The sequence below is a fragment of the Gemmatimonas sp. genome (assembly GCF_036405635.1).
Classification (GTDB): Bacteria; Gemmatimonadota; Gemmatimonadetes; order Gemmatimonadales; family Gemmatimonadaceae; genus Gemmatimonas.
On record NZ_DASWXE010000145.1, the window covers coordinates 1 to 19,398 of the forward strand.

Genomic DNA, 19,398 nt, shown 5'->3' on the forward strand with positions numbered 1-19,398 from the left:
CGGTTCGTTCTCGTTCTATCCGGGCAAGAATCTCGGGTCGGTTGGTGAGGGTGGTGCCGTCACCACGAATGACCCGCGCGTGCTCGAAGGCGTGCGTCGGTTGCGCGAGCATGGGCAGCGTGAGAAGTACGTGCACGTGAGTGAGGGCTACAACGGTCGTCTGCACGCCATTCAGGCGGCCGTACTGCGCATCAAGCTGCAGGATCTCGATGCGGCCACGGCCGGACGCCAGCAAGTGGCGCGGTGGTATCAGGAAGCGCTGGGCGACATCGCCGAGTTGTCATTGCCGCAGGTGGCGCCGTGGGCGGAACATGTATGGCACCTGTATGTGGTGCGCACGCCGGTGCGTGAGGCACTGCGCAAGGCGCTCACCGATGCGCGTATCGGCGCGGGACTGCATTACCCGGTGCCGCTGCATCGCCAGGAAGCGTACGCACACCTTGGCTATGCCGAAGGTGCGTTGCCGATCACGGAACGCACGGCCGCCGAGCTGTTGAGCCTACCAATGTTCCCGACGTTGACGGAAGGTCAGGTCGCACGGGTGGTGCAGGTGGTCCGCGGCTTCTTCGGTCGCTGATTTCATGATGACCGCAGGAGCGTCCGGCATCCAGGCTCGGCGTCACGTCGTGCTCTGCACCGGCGTCAGCAGCTACCATGTGCTGTCGTACCTGTCCAACGATCTCGCACGGGCGTTCGTGGACGCGGGATGGAGCGCGGAAGTGCTCGATCTGTCGCGTGTGTCCACACCGACCGAACTGCGGCGCATCGTGGTGCAGAATCGCACGGCGTTCTTCTGCGGTTACTCGGGTTACGGCGCCAACATCGCTGGCGCCAACGGCACGTCGGCGTACGACGCGCTTGGCGTGCCGTATGTCGGACTGATGCTCGACAGCCCAAGCTACTATCCGTCGCGACACGAGACATTGTCCGCGGAAACGATCTTCCTGCACGGCGACGACGGTCACCACGATGCGTCGGTGGCCATTTCGCCAGCAGGCAGTCATCGCGGTCTGTTTCGTCTCGCGACATCGCCCTGGACGGCGCCGACGTCACCAATCGCCGAGCGCACCCGCACGGTGCTGTTCGCGAGCAAGGGTGGCGATCCAGTGCAGTACGAAGCCATGCTGCGCCGTACGCTGGACGCCAGGGGTCTGCGCGTCGTGCTCGCGATTGCCGATGCACTTGGCGCCACGACCACCCCGCAGCGCATGGGTGATGTCGCGAATGCGTGCCTGCCAACGACCGCGCCCGACGCGCGCTGGCACACACTGGCGGCGCATGGCGACCATCTGGCACGCATCCGACGGGCGACGGGTGTGGCCCGCGCCCTGTTGTCGCTGCCTGTGACGTTTGTGGGCGGTGAGTGGGAGCACCTGGACCGTACCACAAGCCGCGCCACATTTTTGCCGGGCACCCCATTGCCGGACGTGCGCCGCCTCATGGCGTCATCGGCGAGTGTGTTGAATGTGCAGCCCGGCACCACCGACTCCGTGCACGATCGGTTCCTGCTTGGCCTGCAGGCTGGCGCGGCCGTTGTCTCCGACAGCAATCGTTTCATCGATGCGCGCATCGGCCGTGAGCAGTTCACCTGCTGGGATGGCGATACGCGCACCATCGCTGACGTGGTGGCGTCAACACTCGACACGATCACCTCGCCCGAGGCGCAGACCCGTGCCGATCGCGGAACGGTCTGTGCGCGTGAGCGCTTCTCACTGGACATGTTGGTGCGCCACCTCGGCGCCGTCGTGTCGGCGCACCGCGACGGACGTGCCCTTCCCCATCCCGATGGGGCGGAAGGACAGGCCGCCGCTTTGACGAACGCCGTTGCTCCGGGCGCAGTCGCCGATCAGGCTGCCTGAACTCACCCCTCCCATGTCTCAAGACGCTGCGACGAAGTGCGCCACCCTTGCCGATGGCATGGCCGATGTGGCGAGTTGGTTTCGCAATGGGCAGGATTGGCCGCTCATTGCGCCTGCACCGCGGACTGACTGGCTGACATTGCTACGCAGTTCGCGGGAGCAACTGTGCGCGGCGCTGAGCCAGTGCTCACGAGGGGAAGTGGAGACGGTATTGCGGGCCCGCCTCTTTCATCGGCCGGAAGTCTCGTCGCAGATGGGACTGGTGTTCGATCGTCCGCCCGCGGTGCTCACGCGCATCGAGGCCGCGCGCGAGATCATGACGGTCGGCTGGACCCATCCGATGGCGGCACACGCCTTTGCCATCGCCGTGCTCGACACGCAGCCGTGGGAAATGCCGATCATGCGCGACCTGCCTGCGTGCCCCGAGCATGTGATGGAGCGCTACCTGGCCTGGCTGTTTGTCCGACCGGTGTATCGCGCGCTGGGTGATGATGCGCGCTATGTGGCGTGGTTGCCGGAGATGCTGGACTGGTTGCGCGCGCAGGTGGATGCCCCTGGCCTGCGTGCCCGTCTTGCAACGGTGGTGAATGTGATCATCCGCCTGCTCGACATTGGCATGGTGATCTACTCCGATGTGCAGGTGCGCTCCGTGCTGGACGCGCGCGCCCGGCTTGTCGAGGCGATGACCCGCCAGATCGAGACCCTGCGCGGATCCGACAGGGGCCCCGCAGCCACTCGGCCCGCCGATCGCCGCATCCGGCTTGGCGTGTTGCTGCGCACGATCCTCAAGCACCCGGATCCGGTGGCGTTCTGCTCGCAGTTCGAGCACTTCGATCAGGAGCGCTACGAGATCATCATCTATTCGCAGGACCTGGTGGACCGGCAGTGCGAGCACGACATCGCGCTCTACCAGCGCCTGTTCCGATTCGTGAGTGCCGTGCGCACGATGAACGGGCTCAATGTGCAGCAAATGGTCGATCGCATCCACGCCGATGACCTCGACGTGTTCGTGTATTCGTATGCAGCCACCATTGGTGCGTCACCCACCGATCTGTTGGTGAGCTCGCGCCTGGCGCGCGTGCAGATCCTGATGAACAGCTACGTGCCCATGTCCACGGGATTCGGCAGCTTCACGCATGTGGCCACGGTGCGACCGGCACCGGAGGCGCGGGCGTCGCTGTTGGGCGAGTGCCGCGAAGCGTTCGCCGAAATCCCGCGTGTGCTGCTGAGCTACCTGCCCTTCGTGGCGCAGCCGCCGGTGCGCGTGATCAATCGTGCCGCACTGCGCATCCCCGCCAATGCGGTGGTGCTCTACAATGGCGGTGCGGTGGACAAGATCGTGCCGGTACAGCTCGATGCGTGGGTGCGGGCGATGGCGCGCATTTCGGGCAGTGTGCTGGTGCTCGCGCCGTTCAATCCGGGCTGGTCGGGCGTGAGTGGCGCAACGAACCTGCACGCGCTCATCGAGACCACTTGCCGGGCGCATCGTGTGGACCCGCGCCGCGTCATCGTGCTGCGCGAACTGTCGCCGCGGGATACGCACCAGCTCTACGAGATGGCCACGGTGTACCTCGGCACCTTCCCGCACGGCAGCTCCACCTCGGTGGCGCTCGCAATGCAGGCCGGTGTTCCTGCGGTGACACGACGCTCGCCCTGGCTGCGCGGCACCGGCGACGCGAGCATTGTGCAGTCCATCGGTCTCGACGAGCTGGTAGCGGCCGATGCCGACACCTACGTGGATCTCACCGTGCGTCTGGCTACCGATGCACCATTCCGCGCGCAGGTGTGCGACAAGATGCGCGCCGCATTGCCGACCGCACCGTTCCTGGCGTCCACCGAGTACGGCGAAGCCTTGCAAGGGCTATTCGATGGTCTGGCGCACGAATCGTTTGGCTATCCGTTACCGCTGGACGCCTCGTCGGCCGCAGTATCGGACGTTGTGACCAGTGCCCTCGTGCACCCAGCGGCGGCCTGATCCCGCTGGTACAGCGGGGGGAACACAGAGTGCACAGAAAGGGAGCAGACGACGCAGATACGACCACGGCATCGATTCAGCTCGTGTGAAAAGAGGGGGGAATGATGGGCGCGTCTGAATGCGCGTCATGAAGTTTGTCGAAATGGAGATGAACTCCAATTCCCAAAAATCCAACGTCACCCCCAATGGCGCAGCATATGTGTCGATCTGCTCTGTTTCTGTGCATTCTGCGTTCCCCCCGCTGTCCCCAAACACGCAGAAGCCGGCCCCCGAAATCTCGGAGGCCGGCTTCTTCAGTTTCGGAGGAGCGATATCGCCCGATCAGCCGAGCGAAACGCCGCCTTCCTGCAGCGGATAGAGCGTGAGGTTCGCCGGCTTTTGCAACTCGTGCGACTCCTCACGGCTCACCACCTGGGCGGCAAGGCGCTTGTTCAGGTTGAAGACGATCGGCGCGCGCATGTTCGCCGTGGGCATGGCGCCCGTGCCTTCGGGCAGCGTGAGCATGACGAGTGCAAATGCGTCGTTCGCGTCTTCGATGGCGAGATCGGCGCGCTCATGCTCGCCGAGGTCGATCGCATAGTCCGCATCGAGCGCAAACGGATCGGCCAGCACGAAGGTGGTGGCATCCGCGTTTGGCGCGATCAACCACCACAGTCCCTTGCGGGCTGCCGGAAGCAGCACGTACTGCGTGATCTTCTCGAAGCCGAAGAGCCCGCCCGTCGGGAAGGTCATCATCGCTTCCTCGGCAACTTCGATCGCGCCGAAGTGATGTGTGATCGTGACCGTGCCCTGCGGTGCGTTCATGACAGCCAGTCCCATGAGAATATTTTACAGATAGTTGGCGAGACTCAGGCCCAGGATGCGCGACGTCGCGCTCATCGCAGCCTGGTACAGCGTCTGCTTGCCCACGAGCTCGACCATGGCCTGGTCCACCTCGGTGTCCCGCAGATCGGATCGGTACATCTTGAGGTTCATCTCCATCGCTTGGAGGTTGACCTTTGCGTCTTCAATCTCGTTGATGCGCGCGCCCTGCGTGCCGATCAGCGACTGCACGTTGCTGTTGGCGGTGTTGAGGCGCGTGGTGGCCGCCTGAATGGCGGCCGTGTCGTTGTTGCCGAGTGCCGTGGAAAGCTCTCGCAGCGCCTCGAGGGCGTCGGTGTCGAGCAGTACTTCTTTTGCGTTGTGTGTCGGCGTGACGAACTTGTTGTCTCCCACCTCGAGCGTGATGTTGCCACTCGGGTCCACCGGATTGCCGGCGAGCATGAGGCGCGAGAACGTGCCCGTGGCGGGCGCCGGGTTGTGCAACGGCGGTTCATTGGCACGAGTACCACCGAGCAGGTATTCGTCGCCGAATCGCGTGTTGCCGAGTCCCACGGCGAAGTTGAGCAACTGATCGACCTCGGCCTTCACGGCGAGGCGCGACTGCGCGGTAGCGGTGGATCCCGCCTGCGTCACGGAGAGCTCCGACGCGCGCGTGATGGTGTTGGTCAGCTGATTGAGCACACCCTCTTCCGCCTCTGCACGCGCTGCGGCGGAGTCGGCATTGCGCTTGAACTGCGTGAGCGCGCGCATCGAGCTGCCGATGCGCACGATCTCACCACCACTGATGACGTTGTCCGAGATCTTTCGGATCGTCACACCCGTCGCGATGTCATCGCGCAAGCGATCAATGCCCTGCAGACCGGTCTGCAGGCGGAGCTTGCTGTTGTTGGTGATGATCGAGTTGGTAACGCGCATCGTCTATCTCATCGGGCCGGTGCGGAACCGTCGCGGAAGCGGCGCTCCTGCCGGCAGACTCTTCCACCTGGAAGTATCGGAACGCCCCCGGCAGCCTTGAGTGATGCAAGGCTTGGACCACAACGACACTTCGAAAACTGTCGCATTTTGTGATCCATGCGGCTATTTTTGCCGGGTGCGCTTCCTGAGAAGGACGCACAGGCGCGTCTCGCGTCACCCGGCCGGCACAACCCACACAAATGCCGGGACAATCCCGTCTCCCGTCTGCGCCGCAATGGCCACGATCCTGTACGTCGATGACGAAGTCGCGGTCGGCCTGATCCTCGAGGACACCCTCGCCCAGGCCGGTCACACACCCGTCGGCGCCCGGAACGTGCCGGAGGCCCTGCAGGTTCTGGAACGGGGCGGTATCGACTTGATCATCTCCGACTATCGCATGCCCGGACTCACGGGACTGGAGTTCATCCAGCTCCTGACCCGGGAGGGATATGACATCCCGCTGATCATGCTAACGGGGCACGCCAGCATCGAGCACGCGGTCGCGTCGATCAAGGCGGGTGCGATCGACTACATCACCAAGCCGGTCCGGCCGCAGCAGTTGGAACTGGCGGTGGACCAGGCGCTGGAGTTCGTACGGCTGCGCCGGGAGAACGAGACGCTCCGGAAGGAGGTCATGCAGTTCCGGAACGAGCGCCAGATCATCGGCGATTCGGCGACCATCCGGCGCATCCTGCAGACGGTATCCATGGCCGCGCCCACCCGGGCCACCGTGCTGCTGCAGGGCGAATCGGGCACCGGTAAGGAGCTTTTTGCCCGGGCGATCCACGACCAGAGCGAACGTCGGGACAAGCCCTTCATCAAGCTCAACTGTGCGGCGCTCCCGGAAGGGCTGGTGGAGTCGGCGCTGTTTGGGCACGAGAAAGGTGCATTCACCGGCGCGATCAAGCGGGTGGAGGGCGCCTTCGAGCGCGCCAACCGCGGCACGCTGCTGCTGGACGAAATTTCCGAGATGCGGTTGGACCTGCAGGCCAAGCTGCTGCGCGTGCTGCAGGAACAGGAGTTCGAGCGGGTTGGTGGAACGTCACCCATCAAGGTGGATGTCCGTATCGTGGCCACCACGAACCGCGATCTGGCCATGGAAGCGGACCACGGCACGTTCCGGCAGGATCTCTACTATAGACTGTCCACGATTCCGGTCCTGATCCCGCCTCTCCGCGATCGCGCCGAGGACGTGCCGGTGCTCGCCCTGCGATTCGCCATGCGGACGGCCGCCGAGATCGGCAAGAAGATCGAAGGCCTGTCTCAGGACGCGCTCGAGGCGCTCCAGCAGTATCCGTGGCCCGGCAATATCCGCGAACTGCAGCACGTGATCGAACGCGCGGTCATTCTGACCCCCGACCCGATCATCCAGCCGCACTGCCTCGAGGGGACCCGGTTCGGGCTGGCCCACTCGCTGGGCGCTCCCAACATGCGCCCCCGCGCCATTGCCACCCCCGGTGCCACCCCGGTGCTGGCCGTGAGCGGAGCCGCCGCGGCGCCGGGTGCCATGAACACGCCGGCGAACGGCGGAATCGCCCTTTCTTCATTGAATGTTGCAGATGCCGAGCGCGTGCTTATTCAGCATGCGCTGGCAGCTGCCGATAATAACCGTACGAAGGCTGCTGACCTGCTCGGCATCAGCGTGCGCACCCTGCGCAACAAGCTGAACGGCCCCGGTCGCGAAAGCGACGAGGAGTAGGCTGGCAACGGGCCTGAGCTATCGGCCAGGCCCGAGGAACGCGAGACCGGCACGAGTTGCCGGATCGCGTCCCGGGGATCACACGGCAACTTGGGTCACGTGGAATGCGGCAGTTTTTGCCTTCTTTCCGCCTATTTCCAGCGATCCGGATGGACAGATATACTGCGGGGCGCATACCGGCAGACACTTGTAAACACTTCTAATTAAATGACTTAAGCACAGCCGGCGGGCCCGGATGCTCATCTCCTGAGCGTCTGGCCCGCCCATTGCTTTTACTGGGCCCGGATAGTTCTCCCTCACTTCCGGTACTCATGAAACTCTTCGGACTCATCGAACGCACGACCTCGGCGTCGCCACTCAAGGCGGCGCTGGACAAGAGCGTAGACCGTTCGCGAGGGATCGCCGATCGCGTGTCCAAGGCCACGCTGAACAACGGTGACGGCTTCGCGCTGGAAGCGAAGACCGGGAACGCGCAGGCCAACGTCAATCCGGTGAACGTCGAAGACGAGATGGTGGCGCTCGCCGATGAGCAGCTCCGCTTCCTCGCGACGTCGCGCCTGCTGGAAAAGACCTACCAGAGCCTTCGGACCGCCATCAAGGGCGGAGGCGCCTGATGCCGATCAACCCGACGCGCCCACTCGCGCTGCTCCCGATCCCGGGACAGTCGCCGGTTCGCCCGATGTTCAAGTCGATGGGGATCGCGGCCAGCGGCATCTCCGCGCAGCGCCAGCGCATGGACACGATCGCGCAGAACATCGCCAACGCCGACGTCACGCGCGGCACCGACGGCATGCCCTACAAGCGTCGCGAAGTGGTGCTGGAATCGGCCACCGCGCAGAACGCGCTGTTCAATCCCGGCAACATCACCGCGCAGACGATGGGCAACCAGAACGTCGCGGGTGCGCCGGCCTTCGAAGTGCCGGTCACCGACACCGCCAAGACCTTCACCGTGCCAGTACTGCCGGTCACGGGCGGCCCTGATGGTGTGATGGGTGGTGAATACGGCGTGCGTGTGGCGGGTGTGGCGGAAGACCAGGGCGAAGGACGCCTGGTGTACGAACCCGGTCATCCGGACGCCGACGCCAACGGTTATGTGCGCTACCCCGACATCGACACCACGCAGGAACTCGTGAAGCTGATGGATGCCAAGCGCATCTACGAAGCCAACGCAGCGGTCTTCCAGACGGCGAAGTCGATGCTCCGCGCGGCACTCGATATCTGAACGACCTGATCACGCGCTACACAGCGGCGGGCCCGGGAACCGGTGTGAGGTCACTTCTTCCTCCTCCTCCTCTTCCTCCTCTCCGACACCACATCGGTTCCCGGCTCGCCGCTTCACTCCTTAAGCACCAACAGAGAATCCCATGAGCGTCAACGGCATCAACAACAATCCCCTGAACTCCTTCGGTCCGCTCTCGCGCACCGACGCGAACCGCGATGCCAATCGCGCGGCGCAGAACGGACAGACGGGGACGGCGCAGCAGGCGGGTCAGCAGGCCCGTGCAGCGCAGGCCAACGCGCTCAAGCCGCAGACGCCGATCGCCGGCGCCGCGGCGACGCAGACCAGCGTGCCCGCCGAAGCACCGGCCGGCACCGACCCGACGTTGTGGAGCGTGCTCACGAGTGAAGAGCGGAACTTCTTCGCGAAGACCGCCGCGCTCGGCCCGCTGACGTACAGCCGCATCAAGGAAGCCTCGAATCCGGCGCCGCCGGCCGCTCGTGGTGTCCGCCTCGATGTTCGCGCGTAACGGCTTCGCGTAACTGATCCGCCGCTCCGATCTCCGTTCTCCGCTTCGTCTTCTTCCGACACCGCCCCCATGCAGACCCGTCTCGACCTGATCACCCGCAGCCTGCCGCAGTTCGGACAGGATCGTGGCCTGACCACGCAGGTGCCTGTTGGCGGCACCGTCGGCACTGGCGAGAACTCCTTCGGCAACACCCTCACCCGCGCGATCAATGAAGTCAGCGACGCGCGCGATCGCTCGGGCGACTTGACCCAGCGCTTCGCCAACGGAGAGAACGTCGAGTTGCACCAGGTGATGGCCGCCTCGGAAGAAGCCGGCATCGCCCTCGACATGCTCATTGAGCTGCGGAACAAGGTCGTCGAGGCCTACCGCAGTGTCATCAGCATGCAGTCCTGAGCAGACGTCCACATCGCGTAGCGCATCCACTTCATGAACTCTCTGCTCGAATCTCTCACCGGCCGGCTTGGCGGCGCCCGACAGGCGATGATCATCGGCGTCGGCGTGGTCGTGACCGTGCTGGTGTTCGGTGTCTCCCGCTGGGCCACCAAGCCCACGATGGTCCCGCTCTACACCGATGTGCCGGTGGAGCAGGTCAAGGCGATGACCGACAAGCTCACCGAAGCCGGCGTCGTGTACGAACTCGATCGCACCGGTACGTCGATCATGGTGCAGAGCGCCGATCTGGCGCGCGCCCGGGTCGACCTGGCGGCGGGTGAGCTGCCGAACGCCGGCCGCCCGGGCCTCGAGCTGTTCGACAAGCCCACCTGGGGCATGACGGACTTCACGCAGAAGGTGAACTATCGCCGCGCGCTCGAAGGAGAACTCGAGCGCACCATTGGCAAGATGAAGGACGTGAAGAGTGTGAAGGTCCACCTCGCGATCGAGGACGACCAGCTCTTCAAGCAGAACGAGCGTCCGTCGAAGGCGTCGGTGACGCTGGCGATGAACAACAGCAATGCGCCACGCGCCGAAGCCGTGCGTGGCATCGCGAGCCTGGTGGCAAGCAGCGTGGGTGGTCTCGAGCCCGAGCATGTCACCATCGTGGATGAACGCGGTGAAGCGCTGACGATGGAAGACGACGGTTCGCTGGCCGGTCTGACCAGTCGTCAGCTCTCCGTGCAGCGCGAAGCCGAGACGTACCTGGAGCAGAAGGCCGACAAGCTGCTGTCGAGTCTTGTGGGTGTTGGCAACGCGCGCGTGCAGGTGTCGGCGTCGATGAACTTCGACAAGGTCGAGCGCACGGTGCAGGCGGTCGATCCCGACCGTCAGGCGATCGCCACGGAACAGAAGGCGGAAGTGACGCCGAGCAATCCGCAGCAGGGCGCGGGTTACTCGACCACCGCCACGTCGTACGAGAACACGCGCAGCGTCGAGAACTTCACGGGCGCTGTCGGCAACATCAAGAAGCTCACCGTCGCCGTGCTGGTGGCCGACCGCGTGGTGCTGCCGCCGGCCGCACCGGTGCCGGCAGATTCCGCGGCCGCTGCGGCTGCCGCGGCCGCTCCGCCGGTGGCGCCGACCATCGAAGCCCGCACGCCGGACGAACTCACACGCATCGAAGCGCTGGTGCGCAATGCGCTCGGTGTGGACTCGACGCGCGGCGACATGATCTCCGTGGTGAGCGCGCCGTTCGACATGCCGGTGCCGGTGGCCGTCGTGAAGGAACCCGCCGCGCCCACCGATCTGTTGGGCCGCATCCAGAGCAACCCGAAGCCCGTCGTCGCGATCGCTGCCCTCGTGGTGCTGCTGATCCTGGCGCTGGTGACGGTGCTCCTGCTCCGCCCGAAGAAGGTGAAGGTGGTCGAAGCGCCGGCCGCATTGGCCGCTCCGGCTGGTTATGCAGAGCTCCCGGCCAGCACGCAGATGCAGCAGGCCATGCAGGACATGGAAGCCGAACAGGAAGAGATGGACCAGATGGCGCTCCTCGAAGAACAGCGCCGTCAGATCGTGCTGCCGCCGCCGCCGACCACGCCGGAGCGTGAACAGGCCATGGCCACGGTGGACCAGCGTCCGGAAGCCGCGATTCGCGTCGTCCGCACCTGGCTCCGCCAGTAACCGACGACCGTACGATGACTGCTCTCGCTCGCAACAACGCCAACGTCAACGCCGACCGGTACGCGCCGGATCGCCTCACGGGACGCCAGAAGGTGGCCATCCTGTGCATGGCCATCGGCGCCGAACACGCGGCCAAGATCACTGGCGGCCTGCACCCGGAAGAAGCCGAGATCGTCGCGCTGGAAATGGCGCAGCTCGATCGCGTGCCGCCCACCACGATCGACGCCGTGCTGCTCGAGTGGCTCGAGATCACGCTCGGCGTGGACTCGATCACCACGGGCGGCGTGGAGTTCGCCAAGGACGTGCTCGAGAAGGCATTCGGGCCGGCCAAGGCGCAGCAGATTCTCAAGCGCATTCAGGGCCAGCTGGCCGACAGCGATCGTTTCGGTCGCCTGCGCCGCGCCGATCCGCAGCAGCTCGGCAACACGCTGCGCGGTGAACACCCGCAGACGATTGCGCTCATCCTCGCGCACCTCGATCCGGCGCACGTGGCCGCGATCATCCGCGAGTTCGACCCCGCCCTCGGTGGCGAGGTGATGTTCCGCATCGCGCGCATGGAGAAGGTGTCGCCCGAGATGATCTCGCTGGTCGAGCGCGCCATCGGCAACGAAGCAGATCTGGCATTCTCGCAGGGTATGTCGAGCGTGGGTGGCCCGGCCGCTGTGGCCGCGGTGCTCAACCTCGTCAGCTCGTCGCTCGAAAAGGAAGTGCTGGACCTGGTGGCCGAGAAGGATCCGCATCTCAGCGACCAGATCAAGAACCTCATGTTCGTGTTCGAAGACCTGTCCGCCCTCGACGACAAGTCGCTGCAGCGTCTGCTGCGCGAAGTGGATGTCAAGCAGCTGGCCCTGGCCCTCAAGGCCGCGAGCCCGGACCTCAAGACGAAGATCATGGGCACGATGTCGCAGCGTGCAGTGGCTGGCCTCAAGGAAGAGATGGAGTTCCTCGGCCCGGTCAAGATGCGCGACGTGGAAGCGGCGCAGACGGACATCGTCTCGAAGGTGCGCGCACTGGAAGAGACGGGCGAAATCGTGCTGAGCGCGGGTACCGACGATGTCATCGTCTGAGCAGAAGCCCATGCACGCCACACCCTGGTCCCTCGACGAGTTCCCGGCGTTCGACGAGTTCGCAGATTTTGCGAACCCGTCGGCGCCGGAGGCCGCCACCCCGGCTCTCCCCGCAGTCTCGCTGGAGCATCTCGAAGCCGATTTCGCGGTGCGTCTCGCCGCCGAGCGTGCGCGCATCGAAGCCGACGCCTACGCACGCGGTCGTGCCGATGGCGAACGCGCGGCGCGGGCCACGCTCGAAGAACACATCGCTCACACCACCAGCGCGCTGAACGAAGCGGTGCTGTCGGTGCAGATGCATGAAGCGCGTTGGCTGAGCAATGCGGAAGAGAACATCGCCGCGCTATCAGTGCTCGTGGCGCGTCATGTGCTGCAGCGCGAGATCCTCGCCGACCGGACGTTCGTGAGCGACCTGGTTTCGAAGGCCGTGGAGCAGTATCCCGTGGACGAAGAGATCACGGTGCGCTTGCACCCGGATGATCTGGCGGCATGCCGTCCGGCGCTGGAGAAGTCGCTGGGCGCTGGTGTGCGCACGTTGCGCTGGCTGGGCGACACCAACATTCAGCGCGGCGGCTGCCTCACCGAAGGCCGTGAGCGCATCATCGATGGCCGCGTCGACACGTCGCTCGAACGCGCGTACCGCATGCTCGCCGGCATTCAGGCGTGAGCGTGGCGATGAAGACCCCCGTCTACAACACGGCACTGACCGATGCCGAGTCGCCGCTGGATGCGTTGACCGACCGCCTTGGTCGTGTCGAGCGCTTCGCGCCGTATGGCAAGGTGACGCGGGTGGTGGGTCTCGTGGTGGAAGCCACCGGTATCGATGTGGGCCTGGGCTCACTCTGCCGCGTGACGAACCATGCGCGCGACCGATCGGTGCTGGCCGAAGTGGTGGGCTTCAACGACCGCAACGTGCTGCTCATGCCACTCGGCGAACTCGATGGCCTGCACGCGGGTGCCAGTGTGCAACCGCTCGGCCGTTCATTCGGCGTGGACGTGGGCCCTGGCCTGCTGGGTCGTGTGCTCAATGGCCTTGGTCACCCGATCGATGGCAAGGGCAAGCTGGATACGATCGAGCGGGTGTCGCTGTCGGCTGAGCCGCCGAACCCTCTGCAGCGCGAAACGATCGACCGTCCGATGGAAACGGGCGTGCGTGCGATCGATGGCCTGCTCACGGTTGGTCGTGGACAGCGCGTGGGCATCTTCGCCGGCTCCGGCGTGGGCAAGAGCACCATGCTCGGCATGATTGCGCGCTCCGCGAAGGCCGATGTGAACGTGATCGCGCTGTTGGGTGAGCGTGGTCGTGAAGTGCGCGAGTTCCTCGAGAACTCGCTGGGTGCGGAAGGGCTGGCGCGCTCGGTCGTGATCGTGGCCACCGGTGATCAGGCAGCGCTGGTGCGCGCCCGCGGTGCGCTCGTAGCCACGGCGATCGCCGAATACTTCCGCGATCAGGGCAAGGAAGTACTGCTCATGGTCGACTCGGTCACGCGTGTGGCGATGGCGTGGCGTGAGATCGGCCTCGCGACCGGCGAGCCGCCCACCACGAAGGGGTATCCGCCGTCGGTGTTTGCGAATCTGCCGCGCCTGCTCGAGCGCGCGGGTAACGGTGAGCGTGGCGGCATTACGGGCATCTACACCGTGCTTGTGGACGGTGACGATTTCAACGAACCGGTGGCCGACGCGGCGCGATCGATCCTCGACGGACACATCGTGCTCACGCGTCGTCTCGCCGCGCAGAATCACTTCCCGGCCATCGACGTGCTGGATTCGAAGAGCCGAGTGAAGGATCACATCACGAACGAGGCGCAGCGACGCAGCGGCGCGGCGATGCTCCGGCTGGAAGCGGCGTATCGCGAAAAAGAAGATCTCATCATGGTGGGCGCGTATCAGCGGGGCAGCGACCCCTACGTGGACGCCGCCATCGCCTACCGGCAGCGCGTGCTCGATTTCCTGCAGCAGCGCCCTGACGAGATCACCCCGTATGGGGACACCTACCAGGCGCTGAATGAGATCGCGGAAGCGATCGAGGCGTCGGTCAAGAGGCGCTGATGTTCCGATTTCGCCTGCAGCGCATCCTCGAGCTGCGCGAACAGCACGAACATGCCAAGGCGCGCGAGCTCGCATCGGCCCAGGACTCGGCAGAGCGAGCCGCCGAAGCCCGCCTGGCCCTGCAGAACCTGTGGTCTGATTCCCAGGCCCAACTGCACACGGCCCAGGGCAATGGCTCCCGCATTGGTCACCTGACCCAGCTCGGCACCGTGCTCACGTCTCTGGACGAGCGCCTGGTCGTGGCCGGCGACGCCGTGAAGGAAGCCGATGCCGGTGTGCGTCAGGCACAGGAGTTGCTTGAAGAGGCTGCACGCGACCGTCGCGTGTTGGACCGCCTGAAGTCCCGCCATGCTGATGCCTGGCGTGCCGACGAGGCCCAGCGCGACCGCACCCTGATGGATGAAGTGGCCCTCATGCAGTTCGCACGCAAGCAGGATCAGTCGACACAGCGCCCCGCTGAGACGACGGAGAATGCTCCCCCTCGTGATGGATCGACCCGATGAAGCAGTTGATCGTACCCATTGTTATCGGTTTGCTGGCCGGATTGGGCGGCGGCTCGGGCTATTCGTATATGCGCGCGTCGGCGAAGTTTTCCGCTGACTCGGCACATTTGGCTGACAGCCTGAAGAATCATCCGGCCGACTCCACCAAGGCCGAAGGCGAAGGTCATGGTGAAGCGGGCCACGGACCGGCCGCGGCCGATGCACACGGCGCAGCAGACTCGGCAGCCTCCGGCGCCACCGCTGAGCATGGCAATCCGGACGACGTGACGCTCACGCCGGCCGACAGCATCCGTGCGCTCGAGGCCGCTCGCGCCGAGCTCCGCAAGGCCCGCACTGGTACAGCGGGCTCAGCCCCTGCCAAGGCTAAGCCTGCCGCCGCCGGTCATGGCGCCGCCCCCGATATCAAGGCTGGACATGGCGCACCGACCGCCTCTGGCACGGTGAAGCCCGACCCCAAGGCAGCCAAGGCCGATCCGAAGGCGACCGCCAAGGACGCCCACGCCGACACCAAGGCTGAAGCCAAGCCGGAAACCAAGGAAGATCCCAAGGCCACCGCCGCGACCGCCGCCACCATGGTGAAGTCAGCGCGCGACGCGGCCCTTGCCACGCCGCTTCCCGAGCAGCGTCTGGCCAAGATCTTCAGCGCCATGCCGGCCAAGGACGCCGCCAAGGTGCTCGACCAGATGAGCGATTCGGATATCCGCGGCATCCTCGCCCTCATGGGTGACAAGCAGGCTGCGGCGATCCTCACGGCAATGCCCGCGACCCGCGCGGCCTCGATCACGAAGAGCGCCGCCGCCAAGACCGCCGCCGCCACTACCCCGTGAGTCCCATGGATGTGAACTGGGTGCCGACCCGCGCGACGCCGCGTGACCTCGCCCGTGATGCGGCTCGTGAGGCCTCACGGGATATCGTGCGCGAGCATCCGCGGGATGCCGGGCGTGACAACACGCGCGACGTGTCCCGCCCGACGGCGCGTCCGGCTTCGCGTGGCGCCACGCGGGCCAACCGCACCGACACGCGTACACGCATCGAAGACGACTCCACGCAGGAATCGGGTCGCGAACGTCCGGTGAGCAAGGCCGAGTTCTCGGCGTTGCTCGCGCTGTTGTCAGGGATGGGCCCGTCGGTGCGCGAAGGGCTCGCCGAACAGTTGCCCGCCGAAACCGCCTCGCTGGTGGATCGCCTGCTCGAAGGCGAAACCGAGGCGGTCGAACCTGACGCGCAGACCGCTGACGAAGCGCTGCGCTATGGCCTGTTGCAACTGGTCGCCGACGACCGCAGCGGCTCGAATGTCATTGACCTGGCCGCGTACGCGCGGTCGAAGCAGAAGGAACCGTCCGCGATGACGATGGAATCCGCTGGCACGAACAGCGGTCGTGAACAGATGGAAGGCGTGCAGGACGGTACGCAGCACGCGGCAATACAAGCTCCAGCGCGCGCCGCTGGTGCGGCCGATGCGTCGTCGAACGACAACACCTCGCCCACCGACTCCGGCGCCCAGCGCGCCCGCATGCTCGACGCGCTTTCGCGCGTGACGTCGCGTCGTGGATCGTCGGTGGAGCAGTTGCTGGCCCTCGGCGATGCAAAGGGTGCCGATGCCCGCGCGGCCCTTGATTCGTTGCTGGCGCAGGCCGGAACGCCCGCCGGTGCCCGGCTGGCGGCGCGGGCGATCATGAGTCAGACGAACGCGAGCCTGCTCGGTGGCAGCGACAACGAACAGGCACTTGGTGCGCTGTCGTCGGCGCGTCAGGACGGAGTCGACATGACGGCCTTGGCTGCCGCGGCCTCGCACAACGCCACGGCCACAAACGCCGTGAAGAGTGGCGACGTTGCGACGCCTGTGAAGGCACTCGATGGTCTCGATCCCGAGCTGCGCGCTCGCGTGGAGCGTGTGATCGATCGCATGAAGAACGAATACGGGCACGACGTCTCCATCGTGGAGACGACGCGTTCACAGGAACGGCAGGATTGGCTGTACGAGCAGGGTCGCACGCGCGAAGGGTCCGTCGTGACCTGGACGCGTGACTCCGCACACACGCATGGCGAAGCCGTGGACGTGATCATCGACGGCCGCTACGACAACGCCGCAGGCTTTGGTCGCCTGCAGCGCATCGCGAAGGAAGAAGGCCTGCGCACGCTGGGCATGAAGGATCCGGGCCACCTCGAGCTCGCGCAGCGTGGCAATGGGAATAGTGCGAACACGGTCGCCGCGCGCACCACACCGACGACGCAGATCGACTCGGCAAGCGCTGCCGGGGTGGCACGAGTTGCCGGGGTTGCTGGTGTGGCAACGGTTGCCAGTGTTGCCGATGCATCCGCCACGCCGCGCGTCGGCATGGGCGTGAACAGCGACAACCTGATGCAGGTCGCGCAGCAGCAAGCCGGACGCGGAAGTCACAACGCGTCCACCAACCAGGATGGCGCGTCGAGTGAACGCGATCGTGGAGCGTCACACAGCGAGCACCGTCGTGGTGATCGTACGAGCACCGCTATCGGCAGCCTGACGGACAACAGCAGCGCGATCGGCGCGACGTTCAGCAACGGCGCCACGGTGAGCGTGGTCAACGGCACGGAGCGTGCATCGGCTAGCCAGGCGACGACAGGCAGCGACCAGATCCAGCGTGTGGCCGACATCCAGCAGATGCGTGCCGATGCACCCGCCACGCCGCTGAATCGCATGACGTTGAATGTCGACAACGGAAACGGCACGCAGGAACGGATCACCGTCGATCTGCGTGGCAACACCGTGAGCACGCACATCTCCACCGATGCCAACACCGCGGGTTCGATGCGGTTGCGCACCGCGGAGTTGCAGGACGCTCTCGGTCGCCACGGACTCGATGGTGACACGGTGCGAGTGAGCGGCACGCGGCAGGAACCGTCTGATGCAGCGCGCGTGACGGGCCTCGAGCGTGATCCGCTTCGCCCGATGACGACGGCCTCGCAGGATGGTGCAGCGAGCAGCGGCCAGCGGGAACGCGCGCCGTGGGAACGTCAGTCGTCGCGCGATTCGCAGCAGGATTCTTCGCGTCGTGAGCAGGCCGAGCAGGCCCGTGACGACCGGCAAGAGCAGCAGGGGCGGCAGCGCCGTCCAAACTTCTTCCTCGGGAACGAGTGATGATCACCGACGTACGCAGCAGCTACAACAGCTACAGCTCGATGTTCAACACGACGGGCAACGCGGCCGCGCCGGAGCCGCCCGTCGGTCCCGCGGAGCCGTCGGCGCCACGCACGCTGCCGACGAACCCGAACGGCATGGGGCGCGATGAGTTCCTGAAGATGCTCGTCGCCCAGATGAAGAATCAGGATCCGCTCAATCCGATGGACGGCAAGGACATGGCGGCGCAGCTCGCCCAGTTCTCCACCGTCGAGCAGCTGATCTCGATGAACAAGTCGCTCGAAGAGCAGAAGTCGGCCGCGACCGAAATGAAGGACGCGATCCTCTCCCTCGAGCAGACGCAGAACGAGCGCGCGGATGAACTCGCGCAGCTCATCGAAGGACAGATGGCCATGGCCACCGTCGGCAAGACGGGTGTCACGCCGGGCAACAACGCCTGGGTCGACAAGGAAGGCAATGGCACGCTGGTCGTGGATGCCGGCTCGCTCTCCGGCACGGGACGCATCACGATGATCAACAGCAAGGGCGAAGCAGTCGGACAGGCCATTGTCGGTGCGGTGAAGCCCGGGCAGGCCTCGTTCAATGTCGGCGACTACGAGTTCGAACCACCACTCGAGCCCGGCCAGTACACCTACAAGTTCGACGTCGCAAAGGATGGCGGCCTGTTCCAGAGTGCCACGACGTACACCGCCGGTCGCATCACCGGCATGAAGTACGAAAATGGCAATCCGATCCTGATCATCGGCGACTCGCTCGCAGTGCCGATGTCCCAGCTCACCCAGATCCGCGCCTGATCGCGACCTGACACCGAGGACTCACACACAATGCTTCGCTCTCTCTACGCCGGCGTGTCCGGACTGCGCAACAACCAGGTGCGCATGGACGTGATCGGTAACAACATCGCCAACGTCAACACGGTCGCCTTCAAGGCGGGTCGCGTGACGTTCAAGGAAGGCTTCGCGCAGTTGCTGCAGGGTGCGAGCCGTCCGCCGGGCGACCAGGGTGGTATCAACCCGATCCAGATCGGCCTCGGCATGCAGATCGGTTCCATCGACCAGATCTTCAACCAGGGTAATCTCGAAACGACGGGTCTCAACACCGACGTCGCGATTCAGGGCGACTCGTTCTTCGTCGTGCGAAAGGGCAACCAGAGCTTCTACACGCGCGCTGGTAACTTCCAGGTCGACGCACTCGGTCAGCTCGTCTCGCCCGCGAACGGCTTCATCGTCCAGGGCCGCATGTACGAAAACGGTCAGCTGCAGGACGGTATTCAGGACGTGCGCCTGCCGTTCGGCCAGAAGGTGTCGGCCAATCCGACCACCGAGATGAAGCTCGCCGGCAACCTGAACGCGTCGTCACCGGTGTTCCAGGGTGACTTCAACGATCCGATGGACCGCGCGCTGCCGATCAACCAGAAGGCGTGGTCGGAAACGCAGATTGGTGTGTTCGATTCGCAGGGTACGAAGCACGACGTGAAGATCCAGATGTGGAAGACGGGTCCGAACTCGTGGGACTGGCGCATTGATCCCATCGCGTCGGCGCAGACGTT

General features: G+C 65.3%; 19 protein-coding genes. 17 read left to right on the plus strand and 2 right to left on the minus strand.

Annotated features, from left to right (window positions below):
- The 3 genes from VGE27_RS12025 to VGE27_RS12035 all read left to right on the plus strand — a co-directional run.
- On the plus strand, positions 1–577 hold a 577-nt coding region (locus VGE27_RS12025; RefSeq protein ID WP_331049902.1), incomplete at its 5' end, for a DegT/DnrJ/EryC1/StrS family aminotransferase.
- A 4-nt stretch (positions 578–581) separates the two neighbouring features.
- The gene (locus VGE27_RS12030; RefSeq protein WP_331049903.1) at positions 582–1,859 is read left to right on the plus strand and encodes a hypothetical protein; all 1,278 of its coding nucleotides are present in this window, start codon (positions 582–584) and stop codon (positions 1,857–1,859) included.
- A 13-nt stretch (positions 1,860–1,872) separates the two neighbouring features.
- Positions 1,873–3,834, plus strand: a complete 1,962-nt coding sequence (locus tag VGE27_RS12035; RefSeq protein WP_331049904.1) for a hypothetical protein — start codon at positions 1,873–1,875, stop codon at positions 3,832–3,834.
- Between the two features lie 321 nt (positions 3,835–4,155).
- Here VGE27_RS12035 and fliW read toward each other — a convergent pair whose 3' ends face one another.
- Both fliW and VGE27_RS12045 read right to left on the minus strand, forming a co-directional pair.
- Complete coding sequence (fliW, locus tag VGE27_RS12040; protein ID WP_331049905.1) at positions 4,156–4,638, minus strand: flagellar assembly protein FliW; 483 nt, start codon at positions 4,636–4,638, stop codon at positions 4,156–4,158.
- Between the two features lie 24 nt (positions 4,639–4,662).
- Positions 4,663–5,571: a flagellin gene (locus VGE27_RS12045; RefSeq protein WP_331049906.1), complete on the minus strand. Its 909-nt coding sequence runs from the start codon at positions 5,569–5,571 to the stop codon at positions 4,663–4,665.
- A 274-nt stretch (positions 5,572–5,845) separates the two neighbouring features.
- Here VGE27_RS12045 and VGE27_RS12050 point away from each other — a divergent pair, with 274 nt between their 5' ends.
- From VGE27_RS12050 to VGE27_RS12115, 14 genes are all read left to right on the plus strand, one after another.
- Positions 5,846–7,309 carry a sigma-54 dependent transcriptional regulator gene (locus tag VGE27_RS12050; protein ID WP_331049907.1) on the plus strand — a complete coding sequence of 488 codons (1,464 nt, stop codon included), beginning with the start codon at positions 5,846–5,848 and terminating at the stop codon, positions 7,307–7,309.
- Positions 7,310–7,620: 311 nt separating this feature from the next.
- The gene (locus VGE27_RS12055; RefSeq protein WP_331049908.1) at positions 7,621–7,923 is read left to right on the plus strand and encodes a hypothetical protein; all 303 of its coding nucleotides are present in this window, start codon (positions 7,621–7,623) and stop codon (positions 7,921–7,923) included.
- Positions 7,923–8,531 carry a flagellar basal body rod protein FlgC gene (flgC, locus tag VGE27_RS12060; RefSeq protein WP_331049909.1) on the plus strand — a complete coding sequence of 203 codons (609 nt, stop codon included), beginning with the start codon at positions 7,923–7,925 and terminating at the stop codon, positions 8,529–8,531. The genes VGE27_RS12055 and flgC overlap by 1 nt, the downstream gene beginning before the upstream one ends.
- Positions 8,532–8,673: 142 nt before the next feature.
- A complete protein-coding gene (locus VGE27_RS12065; protein ID WP_331049910.1) occupies positions 8,674–9,057 on the plus strand; it encodes a hypothetical protein in 384 nt (127 codons plus the stop codon).
- Between the two features lie 69 nt (positions 9,058–9,126).
- Complete coding sequence (gene fliE / locus VGE27_RS12070; protein ID WP_331049911.1) at positions 9,127–9,450, plus strand: flagellar hook-basal body complex protein FliE; 324 nt, start codon at positions 9,127–9,129, stop codon at positions 9,448–9,450.
- A gap of 33 nt (positions 9,451–9,483) precedes the next feature.
- Positions 9,484–11,109: a flagellar basal-body MS-ring/collar protein FliF gene (gene fliF, locus VGE27_RS12075; protein ID WP_331049912.1), complete on the plus strand. Its 1,626-nt coding sequence runs from the start codon at positions 9,484–9,486 to the stop codon at positions 11,107–11,109.
- 14 nt (positions 11,110–11,123) lie between these two features.
- Positions 11,124–12,176: a flagellar motor switch protein FliG gene (fliG, locus tag VGE27_RS12080; RefSeq protein ID WP_331049913.1), complete on the plus strand. Its 1,053-nt coding sequence runs from the start codon at positions 11,124–11,126 to the stop codon at positions 12,174–12,176.
- A 10-nt stretch (positions 12,177–12,186) separates the two neighbouring features.
- Positions 12,187–12,843 (plus strand): FliH/SctL family protein, encoded by a 657-nt coding sequence (locus VGE27_RS12085; RefSeq protein WP_331049914.1) that lies wholly within the window; start codon positions 12,187–12,189, stop codon positions 12,841–12,843.
- An 8-nt stretch (positions 12,844–12,851) separates the two neighbouring features.
- A complete protein-coding gene (locus VGE27_RS12090) occupies positions 12,852–14,225 on the plus strand; it encodes a FliI/YscN family ATPase (protein WP_331049915.1) in 1,374 nt (457 codons plus the stop codon).
- On the plus strand, positions 14,225–14,728 hold the full coding sequence (gene fliJ, locus VGE27_RS12095) for a flagellar export protein FliJ (RefSeq protein WP_331049916.1): 504 nt from the start codon (positions 14,225–14,227) through the stop codon (positions 14,726–14,728). Before VGE27_RS12090 ends, fliJ begins: the two co-directional genes overlap by 1 nt.
- Positions 14,725–15,555 (plus strand): magnesium transporter MgtE N-terminal domain-containing protein, encoded by an 831-nt coding sequence (locus VGE27_RS12100; protein WP_331049917.1) that lies wholly within the window; start codon positions 14,725–14,727, stop codon positions 15,553–15,555. The genes fliJ and VGE27_RS12100 overlap by 4 nt, the downstream gene beginning before the upstream one ends.
- Positions 15,552–17,849, plus strand: coding sequence for a M15 family metallopeptidase (locus tag VGE27_RS12105; protein WP_331049918.1), 2,298 nt, complete (start codon positions 15,552–15,554; stop codon positions 17,847–17,849). The genes VGE27_RS12100 and VGE27_RS12105 overlap by 4 nt, the downstream gene beginning before the upstream one ends.
- Complete coding sequence (locus VGE27_RS12110) at positions 17,849–18,643, plus strand: flagellar hook assembly protein FlgD (RefSeq protein WP_331049919.1); 795 nt, start codon at positions 17,849–17,851, stop codon at positions 18,641–18,643. The genes VGE27_RS12105 and VGE27_RS12110 overlap by 1 nt, the downstream gene beginning before the upstream one ends.
- 30 nt (positions 18,644–18,673) lie before the next feature.
- On the plus strand, positions 18,674–19,398 hold a 725-nt coding region (locus VGE27_RS12115; protein WP_331049920.1), incomplete at its 3' end, for a flagellar hook-basal body complex protein.

Excerpts from the sequence above, each read along its gene's own strand:
- VGE27_RS12030 (WP_331049903.1), top strand. The coding sequence starts at position 582 with ATGATGACCGCAGGAGCGTCCGGCATCCAGGCTCGGCGTCACGTCGTG.
- VGE27_RS12035 (WP_331049904.1), top strand. The coding sequence starts at position 1,873 with ATGTCTCAAGACGCTGCGACGAAGTGCGCCACCCTTGCCGATGGCATG.
- fliW (WP_331049905.1), bottom strand. The coding sequence starts at position 4,638 with ATGAACGCACCGCAGGGCACGGTCACGATCACACATCACTTCGGCGCG.
- VGE27_RS12045 (WP_331049906.1), bottom strand. The coding sequence starts at position 5,571 with ATGCGCGTTACCAACTCGATCATCACCAACAACAGCAAGCTCCGCCTG.
- VGE27_RS12050 (WP_331049907.1), top strand. The coding sequence starts at position 5,846 with ATGGCCACGATCCTGTACGTCGATGACGAAGTCGCGGTCGGCCTGATC.
- VGE27_RS12055 (WP_331049908.1), top strand. The coding sequence starts at position 7,621 with ATGAAACTCTTCGGACTCATCGAACGCACGACCTCGGCGTCGCCACTC.
- flgC (WP_331049909.1), top strand. The coding sequence starts at position 7,923 with ATGCCGATCAACCCGACGCGCCCACTCGCGCTGCTCCCGATCCCGGGA.
- VGE27_RS12065 (WP_331049910.1), top strand. The coding sequence starts at position 8,674 with ATGAGCGTCAACGGCATCAACAACAATCCCCTGAACTCCTTCGGTCCG.
- fliE (WP_331049911.1), top strand. The coding sequence starts at position 9,127 with ATGCAGACCCGTCTCGACCTGATCACCCGCAGCCTGCCGCAGTTCGGA.
- fliF (WP_331049912.1), top strand. The coding sequence starts at position 9,484 with ATGAACTCTCTGCTCGAATCTCTCACCGGCCGGCTTGGCGGCGCCCGA.
- fliG (WP_331049913.1), top strand. The coding sequence starts at position 11,124 with ATGACTGCTCTCGCTCGCAACAACGCCAACGTCAACGCCGACCGGTAC.
- VGE27_RS12085 (WP_331049914.1), top strand. The coding sequence starts at position 12,187 with ATGCACGCCACACCCTGGTCCCTCGACGAGTTCCCGGCGTTCGACGAG.
- VGE27_RS12090 (WP_331049915.1), top strand. The coding sequence starts at position 12,852 with ATGAAGACCCCCGTCTACAACACGGCACTGACCGATGCCGAGTCGCCG.
- fliJ (WP_331049916.1), top strand. The coding sequence starts at position 14,225 with ATGTTCCGATTTCGCCTGCAGCGCATCCTCGAGCTGCGCGAACAGCAC.
- VGE27_RS12100 (WP_331049917.1), top strand. The coding sequence starts at position 14,725 with ATGAAGCAGTTGATCGTACCCATTGTTATCGGTTTGCTGGCCGGATTG.
- VGE27_RS12110 (WP_331049919.1), top strand. The coding sequence starts at position 17,849 with ATGATCACCGACGTACGCAGCAGCTACAACAGCTACAGCTCGATGTTC.